Here is an 18,598-nt window from a genome sequence, read left to right as displayed (position 1 = left end):
GATGTGGGAAATCAGCCAGCCGCTGCGCATCGAAAGCGGCACGTTTGAAGCCACCTTGGCCGACATACCGCTGGATTACTTCGATCCGGTGACCTTCTCGCGCCGCCGCTTCTCGGCCACACCTTCGGGCCGCGAGATCGACATGAGCGTACGCAGCCTTCACGCCCTGCCGGACGGCTCGTCCCTGCAACTGCAAGCCACCGCCATCCGGGACGAACAGCACCGCCGCGAGGCCAAACCCGGCTATGCCTTCATGGCTGTGTGGCAGCGGAACTTCTGATCAGGACACCGTAAGCCGAAGCGGGGCCAATCCGATGGGGCGATTGTCCTCGAACACGCCAAGTGCCGCGGGCGTGGGTACGGGATTGAGGTAGATCCGGACCACCAGATCGCGCGGCATCTTGAGGTGCGGCGCAATAGGCATCGTCAAATCCACGACCATACTGGGCTGACCCGTCGTATTGGTGAAGGTGTATTCGAAGGCCAGAACCTCGTTGAGCCAGACCCAGACCGTGCGTTCTGCCCGCCCGTCTTCAAGCGCCGGAGCATAGAGATATCCGGACAGGGAAAGGGTATCCGCCTCTTCCCAACCCGCACCGGCGCGCAGCACGATCTCGCCGAACGGTGGCAAGCTCCAAGGCGCAACATCGTTGGCCGCCGTCCATCCCGTGGTCAGCAGGGCATGGCCGGGGGTCTGGTCGGCGAAATTGACGGTCGGCGTCTGGCGGAAATCGACGTCTAGAGCCTTGGCTCGACGGGCCAGAAATGCGGTGACTTCCGACAGGCGCTCGGTTACCGCAGCCAGTTCACTTCGGACCGTAACCGAGGCGGACTGAACCGGACCACGCTCTTCACGGGCTGCGGCATTGCGCTGACGCGCCAGCGCGATCCAGTCATCCCGATCAAACCCCGATGAGGTGACCGGATGTCCGGCGGCGGCATCGGCTGCAAAGGCGCGTTGCCAGATTAACGGTCGCACCGCGAATGGGCATGCAGACAGCATGGGCACCAGCGCCGGTCGCATCAGCGAGGGTTGTTGTTGTTCCCACCAACGCCGTCCATCCTCGAGGGTCTCGTGGAACGCGGCCTCGATGCCCAGAAGAGCTGCCGTATCCTCCCATTTGAACGGGACGTCGATTTCACCATAGGTCCAGAACGCAAATGGCGTGCCCAGCGCGCAGGCGATGATCGCGCCATGCAGCGAGGCGGTCAGCAGAAAGTCGACCGAGGCGATCTGATCGAAGAGCCGTTCCAGTTCCTCCATCGAGGTGACCGCAGGGCTCAGCCCCACATCGGCACCAACCTGTTCTTTCAGGGCATCGCTGCGATCCTTGGCCGAGAAATGCACCATGACCGCGGTCTTGCCCGCCGAGGCTTCATCGCGCTTCGGAGTGTACAGCAGGGGGATCAGAAAACCCGGATCGCCCAGCGGCGTATCCTCGGGCAATCCAAGCGCACGGCGCGTCAAAGGCCCGCGCACACCCCAGAAGTCACAGCGCGCCTGCCTGTCCGCCGACAGCCCTTCTTCTCCCCTCGCACCGCAGCACCAGAAAGCCAGTCGTGATGTCTCGGAGAGTCCGCGCAGGTCCTGGTCCACCAGCGCGTCACTGATGGCGCTGCCGACAAGCCGGTACTGGGCCGCATCGACGAATGGCTCCCCCAGCATCCGGTGCACGAAATACTCGCTCAGGTAATCGCCGAAATTAAACGTCGAGGCACCCCGCGTATAATACGGAATACGTTTGTCGATACCTTCGCCCACGCTCAGCTCCCCGCCATGGTCTTCAGGCACTAAAAAGGCCTGAAGACGATCTCTCGCCTTCAGGCCTAGTGACTGTTCAGCCGTCAGTCCAGCTTAGATCAGGCGCGCTCGACGCACAGGGCGACGCCCATGCCACCGCCGACACAGAGGGTGGCCAGACCCTTCTTGGCTCCCGAACGTTTCATTTCGAACAGCAGGGTGGTGAGGATGCGCGCACCCGAAGCACCGACCGGATGGCCGATAGCGATAGCGCCGCCGTTGACGTTCACCTTGGCCGGATCAAGGTTCAGTTCCTTGACCACGCACAGCGACTGGGCAGCGAAGGCTTCGTTCGACTCGATCAGGTCGAGGTCTTCGATTTTCCAGCCAGCCTTTTCCAGAGCGCGGGTCGAGGCCGGGATCGGGCCGGTGCCCATGATCGCCGGATCAACACCTGCAGTCGCCCACGAAGCGATGCGGGCCAGCGGCTCCAGACCGCGCTTGGCAGCTTCTTCGGCCGACATCAGGACCAGAGCGGCGGCACCGTCATTGATGCCCGAAGCGTTGGCGGCCGTAACCGAGCCGTCCTTCACGAAGGCCGGACGCAGCTTTTCCATGGCCTCGATGGTCGCACCGTGACGGATGTATTCGTCCTGATCGACGATCACGTCACCCTTGCGACCCGGAACGGTCACCGGAACGATTTCCTCGGCAAACTTGCCTGCCTTTTGGGCGGCTTCGGCCTTGTTCTGGCTGGCGACGGCGAACTGGTCCTGCTCGGCGCGGCTCAGTTCCCACTTGTTGGCGATGTTCTCGGCGGTTTGACCCATGTGGTAGCCGTGGAAAGCATCCAGCAAACCGTCGCGCAGCATGTGGTCTTCGAGCGTAATAGCGCCCATCTTGTGACCCGTGCGCAGGACTTGCAGGTGCGGGGCCTGCGACATGGATTCCTGACCACCGACGACGACGATATTGGCATCGCCCTGCGCAACCTGCTGATAGCCCAGAGCCACTGCACGCAAGCCCGATCCACACAGTTGGTTCAGCGACCAGGCCGCCGCTTCCTTGCGGATACCGGCATTGATGGCAGCCTGACGTGCCGGTCCCTGACCTGCGCCCGCCTGCAGCACCTGACCAAGGATGACCTCATCCACTTCCTCGCCCGAGACGCCTGCGCGCTCCAGAGCGCCCTTGATGGCAATCTCGCCCAGCTTTGACGCCGGGAGCGACGAAAGCGAGCCGAGGAAGGAGCCAACCGGAGTACGGGCGGCAGAAACGATGACGACGTCTTTCACAATATTCACTCCCACAGGATTTTTCCCGTCTTCGCACATGCAGCAATCGCGGTGCAAGTTAGGCTTGGGTGTTATCGTTTTGGAGAGCGGGCCTGTGCCATGTCATCTTCCCGCCTCTATGGTGTTGAACGGTGCCCGCGTTTGCGAGTTCTAAGACAAGTACCCGCGTTGCAAACTGTCCCCCGAACGGATTCCTCGCATGACCGATAAAGTCCCAGTCCTCCGTCGCCTAGGCCGCCACATGATGAAGGCGGACGCTCTGGATATGGAAGAGCATTACGAAAGCCGCGCTGCAAAGCTGGCGGACCTTTGGGTGCACCTCATAGGGCTGATTGCTGCACTGGTCGGTGCCGGGGTTCTGGCGACGCTGGCGGGCATCTACTCGGGCATCGGGGCAATGGCGGCGACCTTGCTCTACAGCCTGTGCCTGATCGGTATGCTGACAGCCTCGACTATCTATAACCAGACACATCCCTGCGCCGCGCGTCCTGTGCTGCGTCGGCTGGACGAGGCCTTCATTTTCCTGATGATCGCAGGCTCCTATACCCCCATCACCACCCAGCGTTTCGAGGGCTCGCTTTCGATCGGGTTCACGGCTCTGGTCTGGGCGATCGGTCTGGGCGGTGCGTTCGCCAAAATGTTCGTCCCGCGCCTCAGCGATGTCTTCTGGTCGTGTGTCTATGTGCTGTTCGGTTGGTTGATTGTCTTCGCGATCAAACCGATGATCGACACCGTATCGCCGGTGGCGCTGGGACTGCTGGTGGCCGGTGGCGTGACCTATACGGTCGGTGTGCTGTTCTTCATCAACCGCGCCCTGAAGTTCCGACGCGCTATCTGGCACGGCTTTGTCGTCGCGGGCGCGGGCATGCACTGGGCCGCCATTCTGATCGGCGTGGTTCTAGCCCCGAACTTCGGCTGATTACGCCCATCTCCACAGTTTGAAAAACGAGACTCGCCTTAGCGCCCGCAATGCGTGATGGTGTGCTGCACAAAAGCGCGGAAACAAGCGCTGCAGGACATAGTCTTCACAGGGTGGAATGCACATGGGTGTGGTCGTCATCAAGAAGTACGCCAACCGTCGGCTCTATAATACCGCGTCCAGCAGTTATGTGACGCTGGACGATCTGGCCCAGATGGTGCGTCAGGGAGTCGAGTTCGTCGTCTATGACGCCAAGTCCAATGACGATCTGACCCGCCAGATCCTGACCCAGATCATCTTCGAACAGGAGAACCGCGGCGAAGCCCTGCTTCCGGTTCAGTTCCTACGACAGTTGATCGGTTTCTACGGCGACAAGATGCAGTCGGTCCTGCCGTCCTATCTGGAAATGTCGCTGGACAGCTTCACCCGCCAGCAAGACGAGCTGCGCCAGCAGTTTACCCGCGCCTTCGCCCAGACGCCGGGCGGCACGATCATGGAAGAAGCCGTACGCCAGAACATGGCCATGTTCGAGCGCGCCATGCGAATGTTCCCGGGTTTCGGTACAGCCACGCCTCCTGCCTCGCAGGCTGAGGCGTCTGAAAAGCCGGAAAAACCCGCCGACGATCTGAGCGAAATGAAACGCCAGATGGCGGCCATGCGCGAACAGCTGGATCGCCTTTCCAAGGCGTCCGGTCAGTAAGATGACGAGGCCTGTCGAACCGGTCTCAGCGGCCGGATCACAAACGGGCGTCGACGCTGTTGGTCCCCGACACGGCGACCGGCGTCAGGGCGACCGCCGTAAACCCGCAGGCTCCCAAACGACAGCTGTTGTCCCTACGGGTGTCGAGGCGAAGCCCTCGGCAAAGCCTGCCTGCGTCCGCGCACCACCACCGGCGGCATTTGCCGCGCAGGTGCTGGGTCAGCCCGGCAAAAAGCGCGGGCTCAAGGGTGGGCCCGAGGTGCTGGATGCTGCCCGCAGCACCTATTTAAGTCGCGAGTTTTCCGGCTCTAAGGACCGTCGCCCTTCACCGGGTGTGCGTCGTAAAGCCGAAATCTGAAAACTGGCATCCGGTTTGCTGGGCATGACGGCATCACCGCGCCGGAGCCCGCATGTCAGCCCTTTACACGCCTGCCGTCCGACTGTTCGAACTAACGCTCGTCAGCCTGATCTTCCTGGCTTTTAGCTAGGCTCCGTATTCCTCGACCTTACCCGGCGAGCGGCTGCGTGACTTGAGCCACATCACGCCCAGAAGATCAGAGAACGAGGCCTTGAGACGCCCCCAGTTCGTATACTTGGAGCGGCCCGTCTCGCGGTGGCGGTGATCGACGTCCATATACAGGTTGCGATAGCCCTCGCGGATCATCAACGCGGGCAGATAGCGGTGCATGTGATCAAAATACGGAAGGCGCAAGAAGGCCTCGCGCCGGAAAACTTTCAGGCCGCAACCGGTATCATCGGCATCGTCCTGCAACAGGCGTTTGCGGATACGGTTGGCCCACAAAGAGGCGCTGCGTTTGGCCTGGCTGTCCTGCCGCTTGGCGCGTCGGCCGCCCACCAATCCGACCTCAGCCGGTGCCGCGCGCAAGGCTTGGACCAGACGCGGCGCGTCGTGGGGCGGATTCTGTCCATCGCCGTCCAACGTTACGATAATGGACCCCCGCGCCGCCAGAACACCGCTGCGCACCGCCCGCGATTGTCCCGCATTCTGACCATGCGACAGCACGCGCAGCATCGGCAGTTCATCCTTGGCGGCGCGCAGGCGCTTCAGGGTGTCATCCCGGCTGGCATCGTCGACGAAGATCATTTCAAACGACTGGCCCGCAAACGCTGCCGCAATATCGCGCGCCAGAGTAACGGCTGCCCCCGCCTCGTCATGGACGGGCACGACCACCGATATAAGGATCTCGTCGGTAGGGTCAGGCGACAACGGCGTCGAAGCGATAGAGGTCATAGCGTGGATGTAACCCAACATTCGGCGTTCGGATATGCCCTGTGCCGAACCGATCATTCTATTGCGCGGCAAAAGCTTTCACCCTTTGAGCGACGCGTGATACGACTATGGTCATGACGCGTCCGAACCTGGATCGATTTATCGCCGGATGGCGCGGCCCTGCGCTCGCGGCCTTGCTCACCCTGATTGCCGGGCTTCCGGGGCTTTTGCTGCTCCCGCCGCTGGATCGGGATGAAGCGCGATTCGCCCAAGCCACATCGCAGATGCTGGAAAGCGGCGACTTCGTGGACATCCGCTATCAGGATCAACCGCGTTGGAAAAAGCCGGTCGGCATCCACTGGATGCAGGCCGCTGTGGTCGCGACCGTTTCTGATCCGGCGCACAGGGCCATCCAGCCCTACCGCATTCCTTCCCTGCTCGGGGCGATGCTGGCGGCGTGGGCCGTAGCATGGCTGGGATCGGCCACTCTTGATCGCCGCGCCGGTTTTCTGGCGGGGGCCATATTGGGCACAACCTTCCTGCTATCGACCGAGGCCGGTATCGCCAAAACAGATGCCATGTTGTGCGGCCTCACGACGCTGGCACTAGCCGCTCTGGCGCGGATTTATCTGGCGACGCGAGCGGGCGAGACACCGCAAAGATCACACAAGCTTCTCTTCTGGCTGGCCATCGGCCTGTCCATCCTGATCAAGGGCCCTATTGGCCCGATGGTCGCCCTGCTGACCATTCTCGCCCTGACACTATGGGACCGGAACGTCCGCTGGCTGGGCAAGCTGGGATGGGGTTGGGGCATACCGGTATTGGCCCTCATCGTCGGGCCGTGGGCCATCGCCATCACTATCGCTACCGACGGCGGTTTCTGGCGTCAGGCACTGGGCGGCGATCTGGCCCCCAAACTTGTCGGCGCGCACGAGAGCCATGGTGCGCCGTTCGGTACCTATCTGGCCCTGTCACCCATTTTGCTATTCCCCGCGACTCTGCTGTTGCCTGCTGCCATCGTCACCGCATGGAAGCGCCGCGCCGAGCCCATCGTCCGTTTCGCCATCTGCTGGCTGTTGCCCGCGTGGCTGGTGTTCGAACTGGCACCGACCAAGCTGGTTCACTACACCCTGCCGACCTTCGGTGCGCTGGCGCTTTTGATGGCTGCTGCGCTGACGCAGTCGCTGGGACGCTTCTCGCGATGGGCGGGGGCCGGACTTAGCCTACTGGTCGCCGTCGCCCTCAGCTTCGTCGTGCTGTACGGCCTGACCGAGTTTGGCCGCTCGACGGCACAGACGTGGGCCAATGTGACGATTGTAAGTCTGGTGATGGCCGCTGCCATCGGCGGATTCATGCTGATCAACCGCGCTGCGGTGACGGCTATTCTGGCGGCTATGATCTTTGGTGTTATCGGTCACGCTACCTTCAGCGGCACCCTGCGCCAGCTCAAACCTTTGTCCGTTGCTCCGCAACTGGTGCAGACGCTGAACCGCGCCGGTGTCCATCCCGCGCAAGGGCATATCCCCGGCCCTGTCGCGATCACCGGCTTCCATGAACCCAGCTTCGTCTTCCTGACGGGACGCGAGACCCAGCTGACCGACGGTGCCGGCGCGGCCAAGGCATTGGCCGAGGGACGCCCCGCTATCGTTGAGGCGCGCGATGAACGCAGCTTCCGCATGGCATTGGCAGAGCTTGGCACCTCGAGCCGGTCGGTCGGCGAGGTGCGCGGCCACAACTATTCCAATGGCGAGGACGTAAGGCTGACCGTCTATGCTCCAACCGTGACCGAACCTCAGGACGCCCCCCGTCCATGACGCGCCGCTTTATCGAAATCGTCGAGGTCGGCCCGCGCGACGGCCTCCAAAACGAGAAAACAGTCCTCACCCCCGAGGTGCGTCTGGAATTCGTTCGCCGCCTCGAGGCCGCGGGTGCAAAGCGCATCGAGGCCGTCAGCTTCGTCCATCCCAAATACGTACCCCAGATGGCCGGCGCAGAAGAGGTCATGGCGGGCCTTCCCAACGAGGCTGGGCGCAGCCGCATTGGCCTTGTGCTGAACGGCAAGGGCTATGACCGCGCACTGGGCACCCCCGTGGACGAGGTCAACGTCTCCCTGTCGGTCAGCGAGGGTTTTGGCCTCAAAAATCAGGGACTGGCTCCGAAGGAACAGCTACAGATGCTGTCCGATATCGTTGCCGGCCGCGCCAATGCCGAGGGCGGGGGCGAAAACGTCCCGTCATTGTCGGCTACGCTGTCATGCGTCTGGGGCTGCCCCTTCGACGGCGAGATTTCGGTGGATCAGGTCAGTGACATGGTCGGCGCAATCGCCGAACTCGGCCTCAAGGAAATCGCCCTGGCCGACACCATCGGCGTCGCCGACCCGTGGAGCGTCACGCGCAAGATCGAAGCCGCCCGCAAGGTGGCCCGGGAAGCCAAACTGCGCCTGCATTTCCACGACACGCGCAATACCGGCCTCGCCAACGCCTACGCAGGCGTAGAGGCGGGCATCGACATTCTGGATGCCTCGGTCGGCGGGATCGGCGGTTGTCCGTTTGCACCGGGTGCTACGGGCAATTTGGCCACCGAAGACCTTGTGTATGCACTTCATCGTGCAGGCTTTGAAACCGGATACGATCTAGAGGCACTCATAGATACCGCCATTTGGATCGCCCGCCGACTTAACCGCCTCGCCCCCAGCTCTCTGAGCCGCACCCGCAACTGGCCAAACTAACCCGAAGCTACTCATGACAAAAATTTGCATTGACGGATTCAACATTGGCCTAGCGCAAGGCACAGGCATCGCGACCTACGGTCGAAATTTATTGAGCAACTTGCACAGCTTAGGATACGAAACCCAAGTTATGTACGCCCTTTCGGCCCCTGTCAGCCACGTTGATCTGCTCAATGAAGTGGCCCTAACAGACGCAGCCCCCCGTCCAGCACAATCTAAGAGCATTCAAAAAATCAAACGGTATGTCCGCAATCGAACTAACATGTTCGGCGCTAACGTTAGGCTCGTAAAACCCTCTGGTCAGGTCATTACCCCGAACGGGAAAAATATTGAGGCGAACACTTTCTGGGTAGAAGAGAATATCTTCCACCGCGCCAACCAGGGATATCGTAACAATCGGCACTTTACTCCAGTGCGTTTTAAACCCCAATCAGAACAGCCTGATGTAATGCACTGGACTTGCCCCCTTCCTCTAAACGCGAAAGGTAGACTGAACATATATACATTTCATGACTTAATCCCCTTAAAGATACCCCACACAACTCTCGAGAACAAATCTATCTTCTATACTCTTTGCATGGACATTATATCCAAAGCAGATCACATTATAGCTGTCTCCGATACAACCAAACGAGACTTGATTGAAATTCTTGGGGCTGACGAGCGCAGAATTACTACAACTTATCAGGCCATCGACATCCCAAATGACATATCAGACCGATCAGATGATGAAATTGAGAATGACCTGGCATCTATATTTAATCTTGGATGGAAAGGCTTCTTCCTGCATTTCGGCGCTATTGAGCCAAAGAAAAATCTGGCTCGAATAGTCGAGGCCTATGCTACGTCGGGGTGCGATATTCCATTAGTACTAGTTGGAAAAATAGGATGGTTGGAGAAATCGCAGCTGGAACTTATTGAGACCATTAGATCATCACAATCAGGATTATCACAGAGGATAATCCAATACGATTTTCTCTCCAAGAACTTGCTCTACACACTCATACGAGGTGCTAGAGCGACTATCTTTCCTTCCCTTTACGAAGGGTTCGGCCTACCCATCCTAGAGTCAATGGCACTCGGAACTCCAGTGATTACTTCCAGGGGTGGCGCAACACAGGAAATTGGCGGAGATGCGGGAGTCTACGTCGATCCGCATGACGTGTCGTCCATTAGGCAAGCAATACGTTTTATGAGCGACACCATCTCAGAAAGTGACGAAATTGTTTGCCGAGGGCGGAAAGTGGCGGCAAAATTTAGTAACGTCGCATATCGAGAACGACTTGACGCCGTATATAGGCGCTTACTTTAACTTAGAGAACGCAGAATGACCCAAAATATACATCGCAGAGTGTTCGTCTGTGATCCCGTCTGCGCACTTCCTTATGGACATAATGCGCCATCGCTAAAATATTTTCGCGATAACGTGGAAAAGTATTACGACGAGAGCATAGCTCTGTGCTCGAGCGCGCTGCCAGCGGAATTGGTTAAAAAAAATAAATTTAGACCTGATTTTGGCTTCTACTACTACGATTACTTCAAGGACGTGGCGCCAATAGATCAGAAAAAACGCGTGCCCGCTGATATAACAATTTATGATGATAATGAGGCGCGCGCTACTCTAGACATGCAGAATATCATTGCATCTTACTTTATAAATAAAAATGATACAATTTTTCTTCCTCATGCGGATTTTTATGGAACAATAGGATTAATCAACGCCCTTCACAATATAGATGCAGAAGCACGACCTAGTGTCGTTTTACGTTTTATAGGCGTAATGGAGAACGCATCTCAGTTATACCGATCCCCGTTTCAAGAGCTGATGGCGCGCGTACGATCCGCCATTCGCGCCGGCATACGAATGAGATTCAGCGCAGAAACTCCTAAATATGCGGACCACCTTGCGCCCCTTTTGGGCACTGAGGTGAGTGTTACCGCTTACCCCGAGATGGGCGAAATTTTACCTTACGATTTGGATTCTCCCTTTACCTTTTACTGTGCAGGATCTGCTCGTCATGATAAAGGTTTTAATCGTCTTGCTAACATTTTTGAAAGCGTGCGGTCTCAGGATCCCGAGTGCCAGATCAGGTTTATTACCCAGCTTCTCCCAGGTAAGGATGCTGTATCTCACATCGACCAATGTAGATCTGTCTATTCCATACCAGGGGTCGAGGTGCAACCTACTGCTATCTCGCCAGAACTGCTACGGAGAACGTTCGCTCGTAGTCATGCAGTGTTGCTACCCTATGATACTGAAGTTTACAAGCTTCGGGGATCCGCTGTACTCATGGAGGCTATTTACTACGGAAGACCCGCAATAACATTTGCCGGATCCGCATTCTCAAACATTATTGAGTATTATAGCGCGGGATATGTCGTGAAAGACGAAAACGAGATGATCGATGCAATCATCAAACTGGCGTCTGAGAAACGTGACAAGTTGATTATCAAGGCGATGCAGTCACGCTTTCGGTTCAATTTTGATAACAACGCTTCCTTTTCGGAGTTGATGAAATGAAAAAGATCCTTTTCGTCGATCACGTCTTCCATAAGAAAACGAAGTCCAGCGATTTTTTCATCGATATTCTTCAGCAGAGATTTGAAGTTGATCGTGTGTTTATTGATCCAGAGAATGAGACACTACAGGACTGGGCGGATAGTCTAGCTACTTGCGATGCAGCCTTGCTGTGGCAGATGGATTATTTGGCACCCGCATTTCTGTCGGCTGGTAAGCCAACCATAGTGATCCCTATGTACGACGGCTCTGCAAATATGCCGGACATACACTGGAGCATCGCGTCAAGAGCTCTATTTATCAACTTTTCTTTAACACTTCACACTAAACAGATTGCACTCGGAAACAACTCGGTTCTCGTGAAGTATTTTCCGCTCCCCGACACATCCGACAACCAGGCAAGGTTTGACGAAGGCCTGAACGTTTTCTTTTGGCAACGCCGTCCTCGGGAAGGGCTTACCGCTGATTTGGTCGCTCGGATGATCCAGGGCAACATCAAGAAATTTCATGTTCATGATGCCCCCGATCTGCCTGCAAAAACGGTTTCAGCACCCATTGTAAAAGGTGCTAAAACTACCGTGTCGAAATGGTATGAGAACGGCGCAGCTTACAAAGAGCACTTGTCGAACTTTAATGTGTACGTAGCACCCCGCCACGCAGAGGGCATCGGGATGGGCTTTTTAGAAGCTATGGCCCGCGGAATGGTTGTTATCGCCTATGACATGCCCACCCATAACGAGTATATATCAAACTGGTCCAATGGGATTTTGTTCAATACTTCCCCCGATCCGGTTATTAACTTGGATAGCGATACTGCCCGTAGAATTGGGGCGTTAGCCGCTACGACTGTGAAGCTGGGTCATGAACAATGGCAGGCCTGCATTCCAGAGGTCCTAGCGCAAATCGAACTCTACCTCGGTAGTTTTTCGCCCCCTGAAGATACCGTTGATCTTAGCCGACCATTGACGACCGCATATTACCAAGGTGTCGATGTATATGAGAGCTTCCTAGTGCGCCTCGCGAGATCTGTTCCGTCTCTGATGTCGATAACTAATGAACGCTCTCGGCCTGACGCTGTTGCGATCCGTGAGGAGAGGCTTGATTCTTTGTGGCTGACTGAAGGTGAGCTAAGAATCTACGAGTACCCGAAAGGACACGTCACGAGCGGCATTACTCTTAACAGTAATGATGCGGCTCGGCTGGTATCGAGCTCTTACGAAATTCGTTTCAAATTGGATTTAAGCGCGGGGATGCCAAGCATAATAACGTTTGATTTTATGAAGGACCAACCTGTTACAGTGGCGGCATCGATTAACGACGTAGCCGTAAGCTTTGATCTGAACATTAAAAGTATCTATTCACTTTCAACGGTAGATTTTCCTCTTCGACGAGAGAACCTCATTTCGATAATTTTAATACGGCAGACAGCGATAAAAGACCAAGCTGATGTCTTCCTTCGCAGGATATCGATTCTATGAAATCTTTTAAAATCAACTCGCGACTTGGAACGCGCGCATTGCGGATGGCCTATGGCGGCCGACTCCGTAGTCTGAAAGCATTGCGCGATTGGCCGAACGTAGTTCATCACCTGACACGAATACAAACATCTCCCCCCCGAGTATCTACGATTGAAGCTGAGATCGGATACGCCTATCGGCAAATGGGGCAATTTGATCTTGCGTTGATGCATTACCGCAACAGCGTTAGATTAGATTATGAGAATGTCAGCGCGAGATACGCCTTGGCTTGCCTGGAGAAGGACTCCGGCAACAGAGAAGAAGCTATTAAACTTCTACTCGATCTGCAGCATCACGCAAGATACGCAATAGATGTGGCGCAGTACCTATGCGAATTGGGGGAGCAACCCTTTAATGAAGTTATCAATGTTTGTTTGGAGCTCGACAGCCCCGTATTTAAAAATAATGTAGTGAACAACGTTTATAAAAACGATTTTAACATTTCAATGCAATGCAGATCGGAAGATGAGTCGGTTATATGGTATGAATGGGAATTTAAAGAAGCCTCCCCCCCGAGTTCATTAGCAATCCTGCTTACCTCATCTAAAAAATCCGCGTGTAAGTCTGTGATTAACAAATCTACATTAGATTTTACCATAGACGCTACTCCACGGTGGATTCATCTCCCGACGGAATCACTTAAAGAAATATCGCTAAACATACAGACCGAGGAAGGGCATACGGTGTGGGCAGTCTTCCCGTATCAAAACTCGACAACCTGGTTCAGGTTCGTCAGTGAAGTAGGGAACGGTAAACGCCCCGACGTGCACGATCTAGTTTGCTGGCTCAATAGACAAAGATAGCCGCCCCTAGGCCCTTAGCCATTGGTAAATCTCGATCGCTTCATCCACATCCTCGTACACACGCGCCTCTCCACTATCAATTATAATGGCCTTCTCAGCGACATTACTCAAAAGATGCAGGTCGTGAGATGCAATAATAAATGATCGGTCCCTGCGCTTTTGGAACAACTCATCTTGGCATTTACGCTGAAACTTAGCATCACCAACAGCCACGAGTTCATCAATCAGGTAGCAGTCAAACTCAACTGCCAGCGATAGTCCAAAAGCCAGTCGTGCGCGCATACCTGAGGAATACTGCTTAACCGGTCTCTTAAGTGCAGAACCTAGTTCAGCAAAATCTTCGACTTTCTCTAGAGTCGCCGCATATTCAGCCCCGTAAACACGAGACAGAAAACGAATATTATCGTAGCCTGTGAGGCTTCCTTGGAAGCCGCCAGCAAATCCAATTGGCCAGGAACTGGTCATCCTCCAAGTGATGTGCCCCAATGAGGGCCTAAGGACCCCGCCCAAAAGTTTAATAAGCGTCGACTTTCCTTGTCCATTTCGGCCTAGTAGAGCGATCCGGTCCGATTCAAACATCTCGAAGGACACATCACGCAAAACAGGTCGACCACGACTACCAGCATAGGTCAGTCCTAAATGTTCAACTACCAGCGAGGGACGCGTCAAATCCAACATTGAACCTTCAATCTTCAACCTTGCTTATGTTCTCTAACACCCGTCCAAACTAACCAAATGACACTGTAAATAAGCAGCGAAGTTAGCAAGACCGTAAGAATACTCCGAAGGCGCTTGGGCTGTGCTGCAACGTCCTCATAACTCGGCTGTGTGATATTTTCTATGAATAGCTGCTGCTTACCTTGATTGCGCCTAGCTATCTCCAACGCCGCAACACTCTCAGTATAGCCACGCTCAGCGCGTTCGAGATTTGCGACTAGCGCCTCATACCGGCCAACCAACGGTGCATAGCTTTTAGCACTACCTGATATCTTGGCCTCTTCAGCCTCGATCTCAGACTTCACCCCCGCTAGCGTAGCCAGCATTTTTGGAAGCAACGGGCTATTAGGAGTGTCCGTTCGCAATGCAGATATCTCCGCATTGAGTTGCGATTCACGAACCTTGAGAGCTCCTAAAACTTCTCCCGATAGCTGGGAAACGAATTTAGGATCCACAAAATTGTTCGAGTTCCTAAATTCCGTGATTGCTTTTTGATGCTCTATCAGCGTGCGCTCTGCGCGCTCTACATGCTGGCTAGCCTCAAATAGAGCTCGCGCGGAAGCACGCGCATTCATTTGATTTACTAACTCTTCGCTCTGCTTGAGTAGCTGTTTTGTAACTGCAACGGCATCCTCAGGCCGAAAGGCTTGGACCCGCAAGACGCTGATTCCATTGCGAGCGTCATATCCTACGCTAAGGTAGGATTGCACTCCATTGAACAGTTCGTCTTGCGCACCTGACTGCCAAGGCTTTATCGCGCGAGAAAAAGGGTCAGCGCTTTTTGCGACATATACTTTTCCTACATCCACATTTTTGGAAAGTTCGATAAACGCGTCTCGCGATTTGATGTACTCGTGGACAATAAATGCGTCCGTGGTTGAGCTTGAAAGTCCGACGCCCTGAAGCGCCAAACCTAGCGCGTTAGGAGAACTGGTCTCTTGTGATCGCACTACAAACTTTGCTTCAGACACGTATCGGGGCGTAGCAACGATACCGAAGTAGATACAAGCTACAGCCGTCGGCAGCCCGACAATTAGGCTGGGAAGCCATGCTCGGCGCAACGCGCCGAGCAGGTTATGGGTACTCATCCTGTTAGCCTCTTTCGTCACTTCTATCCCGGCACCGTTGACTAATCCAATTCAACGTATTTAGCAGCAAAGCCGAGTCCGAGGATACCAAAACAAATTAATATCAACCCAGATATCATTGGATAAACGGGATAGTAGTAAGCCTCAAAAAACTCACCAAAAACCCCTGCCCGAACCATTTCGATCGCACTTGGTATCGGAATCATGAGGAACGTGCCTCTATATTCCGAAGGAATGATAGAGACCGTAAAAAACGCGCCGGACAATGGTATAAGAATATAGGTAAATAACTGGGTTAGCCTCTCAACAACGGCAAATCGTAGAGCCAAAACACTTAAAACTAAGGCAATCCCGAAAGAAAGAACCGCGAGGGAAACCCAGCCCCAGTACAACAAAAGATAATCCTGAGGAGTATCTACCTGCTTAATCATGAATAATAATATGTAAACGATAACAAAAGCAGAGGTTGTACCAAGGAATTCAATCATAGCGCGCGCAAAATATACATGCAAAAATCTTATGCGCCTATGATAAAGAACCCCGATATTGGATTGTATCGCTCCCAATGTTTGTTGGATCATATGGCGTAGCAGCAGCAGGGACATGTAACCCGTCATCACAAAGGCACCCACAGGCACGCCATGTTCATAGGCTGGCTTTATTGCCATCCACATTGCAATGACGCCTAGGCAAAAAATTAGCGGCTCTCCTATGACCCACAAGAAGCCGATTCCTTCACGACCGTAGCGAGTAACCATTTCCCGCGCGAGCAACGCCAGAATGACTCTCGCCTGGGTACTTACCTCCCTAGCGAGACCCCTGCCTATTCGCCCAACCGGCTGTGTCATATTTTCACTCGCGTGCCCTATAAAAATTAGTTCAAGGTATCATGGATTTGATATCAAGCCTCCCCCCTTTGAATGGGGTATGGCCGCAATCATGTTGATACTTACCACCCAAGTTGGTAGGTCACCCACTCTCATAGCCGCATTTTTTGCTGTGCTTAATCCTCGTTTAAAGGGACGCTTTCATGTCAACACGCAAAGTAGCTCTCGTGACCGGAATAACGGGCCAAGATGGAGCGTATTTGGCAGAACTTCTCTTAGAGAAGGGATACGAAGTGCATGGCGTGAAACGGCGTTCGTCTTCATTTAACACGGGTCGCATCAACCATATCTACGAGCCCCCGCATGTTGAAAACAAGCGGTTCCATCTACATTACGGCGACCTCACCGACTCGACAAACCTCATCCGTCTCGTAGCCGAAACTCGCCCTACAGAAGTTTATAACTTAGCCGCCCAAAGTCACGTGCAAGTTTCTTTCGAAACTCCCGAGTACACGGCTAATGCCGATGGAATCGGCACTCTACGCTTATTGGAGGCCATTCGTATCGCGGGGTTAGAGAAGACCACCAAATTCTATCAGGCCTCAACGTCGGAACTTTACGGCTTAGTTCAGGCTGTTCCTCAAAGGGAAGACACTCCATTCTATCCGCGCTCGCCATACGCTGTCGCGAAAATGTATGCGTATTGGATAGTGATCAATTACCGCGAGGCCTACAATATGCACGCCTCGAATGGCATACTGTTCAACCATGAGAGCCCCATCCGCGGCGAGACGTTTGTGACACGCAAAATCACAAGAGGCGTAAGCGCGATACAGCACGGTATCCAGGACAAACTTTACCTTGGTAACCTAGACGCCAAGCGCGATTGGGGCCATGCGAAAGAATATGTGCGCGGAATGTGGCTGATGCTTCAACAAGAGACGCCGGACGACTATGTGCTAGCAACGGGACAAACAACCTCCATCAGAGATTTTGTCACTCACGCATTCAAAGTTTGCAATGTGGACATTCAGTGGACCGGGACAGGTATAGATGAAAAGGGTATTTGTGCCGCGACAGGTCGAGAACTTGTTTTGGTTGACCCTCGCTATTTCCGCCCTACCGAAGTCGATCTCCTGATCGGTGATGCTTCCAAGGCTAAGGCAAAGTTGGGCTGGACACCCGAAGTGTCATGGCAGGAGCTTTGTGAGGAGATGGTCCAATCTGACCTAAATTTAGTACAGAATGAAAACCGAGGGTACGGCGATTAATGGCTAGCTATTCTTTAGTGGGCAAGAAGGTTTGGGTCGCCGGTCATAGGGGCATGGTGGGATCCGCCATAGTACGACGGCTCGAAAACGAACAATGCCATGTGGTCTTTGCGACAAGCCAAGAGGTCGATCTTCGGAATCCAGATCACGTTCAGAGATTTCTGGACACAGAAAAACCTCATGCAGCTTTCATTGCTGCGGCTAAGGTTGGTGGAATACAGGCCAACAACACCTTCCCTGTAGAATTTCTGCGAGATAACATACTAATTTCCACGAATGTAATCTCAGCTTGTGCTGCGTCTGGTGTAGAAAAACTGCTATTTTTGGGGTCTAGCTGCATTTATCCAAAGCATGCGGAACAGCCCATAAAAGAAGATAGCCTCCTGACAGGCCCCCTTGAACCTACTAATGAGGCGTACGCCATAGCGAAGATAGCTGGCGTAAAACTAGCGGAATACTACAACCAGCAATATGGGCTGCCCTATATTAGCGGCATGCCCACGAACCTGTACGGCCCCGGCGACAACTATGATCTCGACAACAGTCACGTTCTTCCCGCTATAATTCGGAAGGCTCACGAAGCGCGTATCAATAATGCGCCATTCATAGAGGTTTGGGGGACGGGAGTGCCTCGACGTGAGTTTATGCATGCCGACGACTGTGCCGACGCAAGCGTTTTTCTAATGCAGAACTACTCTGAAGCCGGTTTAGTTAATATTGGCTACGGTGAAGACATCTCTATAAGAAACTTGGCAGAAACCGTCGCAGAAGTTGTGGGTTACAAGGGCGAACTAAAGTTCGATTCATCAAAACCTGATGGCACACCTCGTAAACTAATGGATTCATCCCGCATTCGAACTCTAGGTTGGTCCCCAAGAATTCCATTTGTTGATGGAATTAAAAGCACGTACGCTCAGTTCCTCAAAGAATATGGTCAATAAAAATCTCCGACGCGACTAAGCGTGTCGGAGATCTCGCATTGGCATCCCTACAGGTTCAGCAGCGCCGGATCACCGCCTTGGGCGGCGATGTTGATGCTGATGGCCTTTTCCGCAGCGAAGCGGATCAAGCTGTTCGGACCACCGGCTTTCGGGCCGGTGCCCGACAAGCCTTCGCCGCCGAACGGCTGGACGCCGACGACTGCGCCGATGATCGAGCGGTTGACGTAGACGTTGCCCGCCGGAACCAGCGCCATCACCTCTTCGGCGAAGGCGTCGATACGGCTGTGAACGCCCAGCGTCAG

18 protein-coding genes and 1 pseudogene are annotated in these 18,598 nt (G+C 54.6%); 12 read left to right on the top strand and 7 right to left on the bottom strand.

Going from position 1 to position 18,598, the window contains the following annotated elements:
- Positions 1 to 280: pseudogene (locus tag OB03_RS06995) on the top strand (S8 family peptidase); the annotation flags it as partial.
- Here OB03_RS06995 and OB03_RS06990 read toward each other — a convergent pair.
- Both OB03_RS06990 and OB03_RS06985 read right to left on the bottom strand, forming a co-directional pair.
- On the bottom strand, positions 281 to 1,792 hold the full coding sequence (locus OB03_RS06990; protein WP_461343654.1) for a polysaccharide pyruvyl transferase family protein: 1,512 nt from the start codon (positions 1,790 to 1,792) through the stop codon (positions 281 to 283).
- 68 nt (positions 1,793 to 1,860) lie between these two features.
- Complete coding sequence (locus tag OB03_RS06985; protein WP_461343653.1) at positions 1,861 to 3,036, bottom strand: acetyl-CoA C-acetyltransferase; 1,176 nt, start codon at positions 3,034 to 3,036, stop codon at positions 1,861 to 1,863.
- Between the two features lie 199 nt (positions 3,037 to 3,235).
- Between OB03_RS06985 and trhA the strand changes: the two genes are divergently transcribed.
- From trhA to OB03_RS06970, 3 genes are all read left to right on the top strand, one after another.
- Complete coding sequence (trhA, locus tag OB03_RS06980) at positions 3,236 to 3,955, top strand: PAQR family membrane homeostasis protein TrhA (protein WP_242912244.1); 720 nt, start codon at positions 3,236 to 3,238, stop codon at positions 3,953 to 3,955.
- 124 nt (positions 3,956 to 4,079) lie between these two features.
- A complete protein-coding gene (gene phaR / locus OB03_RS06975) occupies positions 4,080 to 4,655 on the top strand; it encodes a polyhydroxyalkanoate synthesis repressor PhaR (protein ID WP_242912245.1) in 576 nt (191 codons plus the stop codon).
- A gap of 1 nt (position 4,656) precedes the next feature.
- On the top strand, positions 4,657 to 5,013 hold the full coding sequence (locus OB03_RS06970) for a hypothetical protein (protein WP_461343652.1): 357 nt from the start codon (positions 4,657 to 4,659) through the stop codon (positions 5,011 to 5,013).
- A gap of 126 nt (positions 5,014 to 5,139) precedes the next feature.
- On the opposite strand, the gene OB03_RS06965 is transcribed toward OB03_RS06970, so the two are convergent.
- Positions 5,140 to 5,907 (bottom strand): glycosyltransferase family 2 protein, encoded by a 768-nt coding sequence (locus OB03_RS06965; RefSeq protein WP_461343655.1) that lies wholly within the window; start codon positions 5,905 to 5,907, stop codon positions 5,140 to 5,142.
- A gap of 113 nt (positions 5,908 to 6,020) precedes the next feature.
- On the opposite strand from OB03_RS06965, the gene OB03_RS06960 reads away from it, so the two are divergent.
- The 6 genes from OB03_RS06960 to OB03_RS06935 all read left to right on the top strand — a co-directional run bounded on the left by OB03_RS06960 (position 6,021) and on the right by OB03_RS06935 (position 13,452).
- A complete protein-coding gene (locus OB03_RS06960) occupies positions 6,021 to 7,700 on the top strand; it encodes an ArnT family glycosyltransferase (RefSeq protein WP_461343651.1) in 1,680 nt (559 codons plus the stop codon).
- Entirely contained in the window at positions 7,697 to 8,614 is a 918-nt protein-coding gene (locus OB03_RS06955; RefSeq protein ID WP_461343650.1) for a hydroxymethylglutaryl-CoA lyase, read from the top strand. The genes OB03_RS06960 and OB03_RS06955 overlap by 4 nt, the downstream gene beginning before the upstream one ends.
- A gap of 130 nt (positions 8,615 to 8,744) precedes the next feature.
- Positions 8,745 to 9,926, top strand: coding sequence for a glycosyltransferase family 4 protein (locus OB03_RS06950; protein WP_461343649.1), 1,182 nt, complete (start codon positions 8,745 to 8,747; stop codon positions 9,924 to 9,926).
- Positions 9,927 to 9,941: 15 nt separating this feature from the next.
- The gene (locus OB03_RS06945; RefSeq protein WP_461343648.1) at positions 9,942 to 11,135 is read left to right on the top strand and encodes a glycosyltransferase; all 1,194 of its coding nucleotides are present in this window, start codon (positions 9,942 to 9,944) and stop codon (positions 11,133 to 11,135) included.
- Positions 11,132 to 12,610 carry a glycosyltransferase gene (locus OB03_RS06940; RefSeq protein WP_461343647.1) on the top strand — a complete coding sequence of 493 codons (1,479 nt, stop codon included), beginning with the start codon at positions 11,132 to 11,134 and terminating at the stop codon, positions 12,608 to 12,610. Before OB03_RS06945 ends, OB03_RS06940 begins: the two co-directional genes overlap by 4 nt.
- Entirely contained in the window at positions 12,607 to 13,452 is an 846-nt protein-coding gene (locus OB03_RS06935; RefSeq protein WP_461343646.1) for a tetratricopeptide repeat protein, read from the top strand. Before OB03_RS06940 ends, OB03_RS06935 begins: the two co-directional genes overlap by 4 nt.
- Positions 13,453 to 13,458: 6 nt before the next feature.
- Here the strand turns inward: OB03_RS06935 and OB03_RS06930 are convergent, their stop codons facing one another.
- From OB03_RS06930 to OB03_RS06920, 3 genes are read right to left on the bottom strand one after another with little or no spacing between them, the layout of a single operon-like run.
- Positions 13,459 to 14,130, bottom strand: coding sequence for an ABC transporter ATP-binding protein (locus OB03_RS06930; protein ID WP_461343645.1), 672 nt, complete (start codon positions 14,128 to 14,130; stop codon positions 13,459 to 13,461).
- Positions 14,131 to 14,144: 14 nt separating this feature from the next.
- Positions 14,145 to 15,257 carry a chain-length determining protein gene (locus tag OB03_RS06925; RefSeq protein ID WP_461343644.1) on the bottom strand — a complete coding sequence of 371 codons (1,113 nt, stop codon included), beginning with the start codon at positions 15,255 to 15,257 and terminating at the stop codon, positions 14,145 to 14,147.
- 41 nt (positions 15,258 to 15,298) lie between these two features.
- Entirely contained in the window at positions 15,299 to 16,015 is a 717-nt protein-coding gene (locus OB03_RS06920; RefSeq protein ID WP_461343643.1) for an ABC transporter permease, read from the bottom strand.
- A 272-nt stretch (positions 16,016 to 16,287) separates the two neighbouring features.
- On the opposite strand from OB03_RS06920, the gene gmd reads away from it, so the two are divergent.
- Positions 16,288 to 17,355 carry a GDP-mannose 4,6-dehydratase gene (gene gmd, locus OB03_RS06915; protein ID WP_461343642.1) on the top strand — a complete coding sequence of 356 codons (1,068 nt, stop codon included), beginning with the start codon at positions 16,288 to 16,290 and terminating at the stop codon, positions 17,353 to 17,355.
- Positions 17,355 to 18,296 (top strand): GDP-L-fucose synthase family protein, encoded by a 942-nt coding sequence (locus OB03_RS06910; protein WP_461343641.1) that lies wholly within the window; start codon positions 17,355 to 17,357, stop codon positions 18,294 to 18,296. The genes gmd and OB03_RS06910 overlap by 1 nt, the downstream gene beginning before the upstream one ends.
- Positions 18,297 to 18,343: 47 nt before the next feature.
- Here the strand turns inward: OB03_RS06910 and OB03_RS06905 are convergent.
- Positions 18,344 to 18,598 (bottom strand): aldehyde dehydrogenase family protein (locus OB03_RS06905; protein ID WP_461343640.1); only part of this gene is annotated, 255 nt, incomplete at its 5' end.

It is taken from the genome of Brevundimonas sp. GN22 (assembly GCF_054824005.1).
This window is presented reverse-complemented; position numbering and strand designations above follow the sequence as displayed.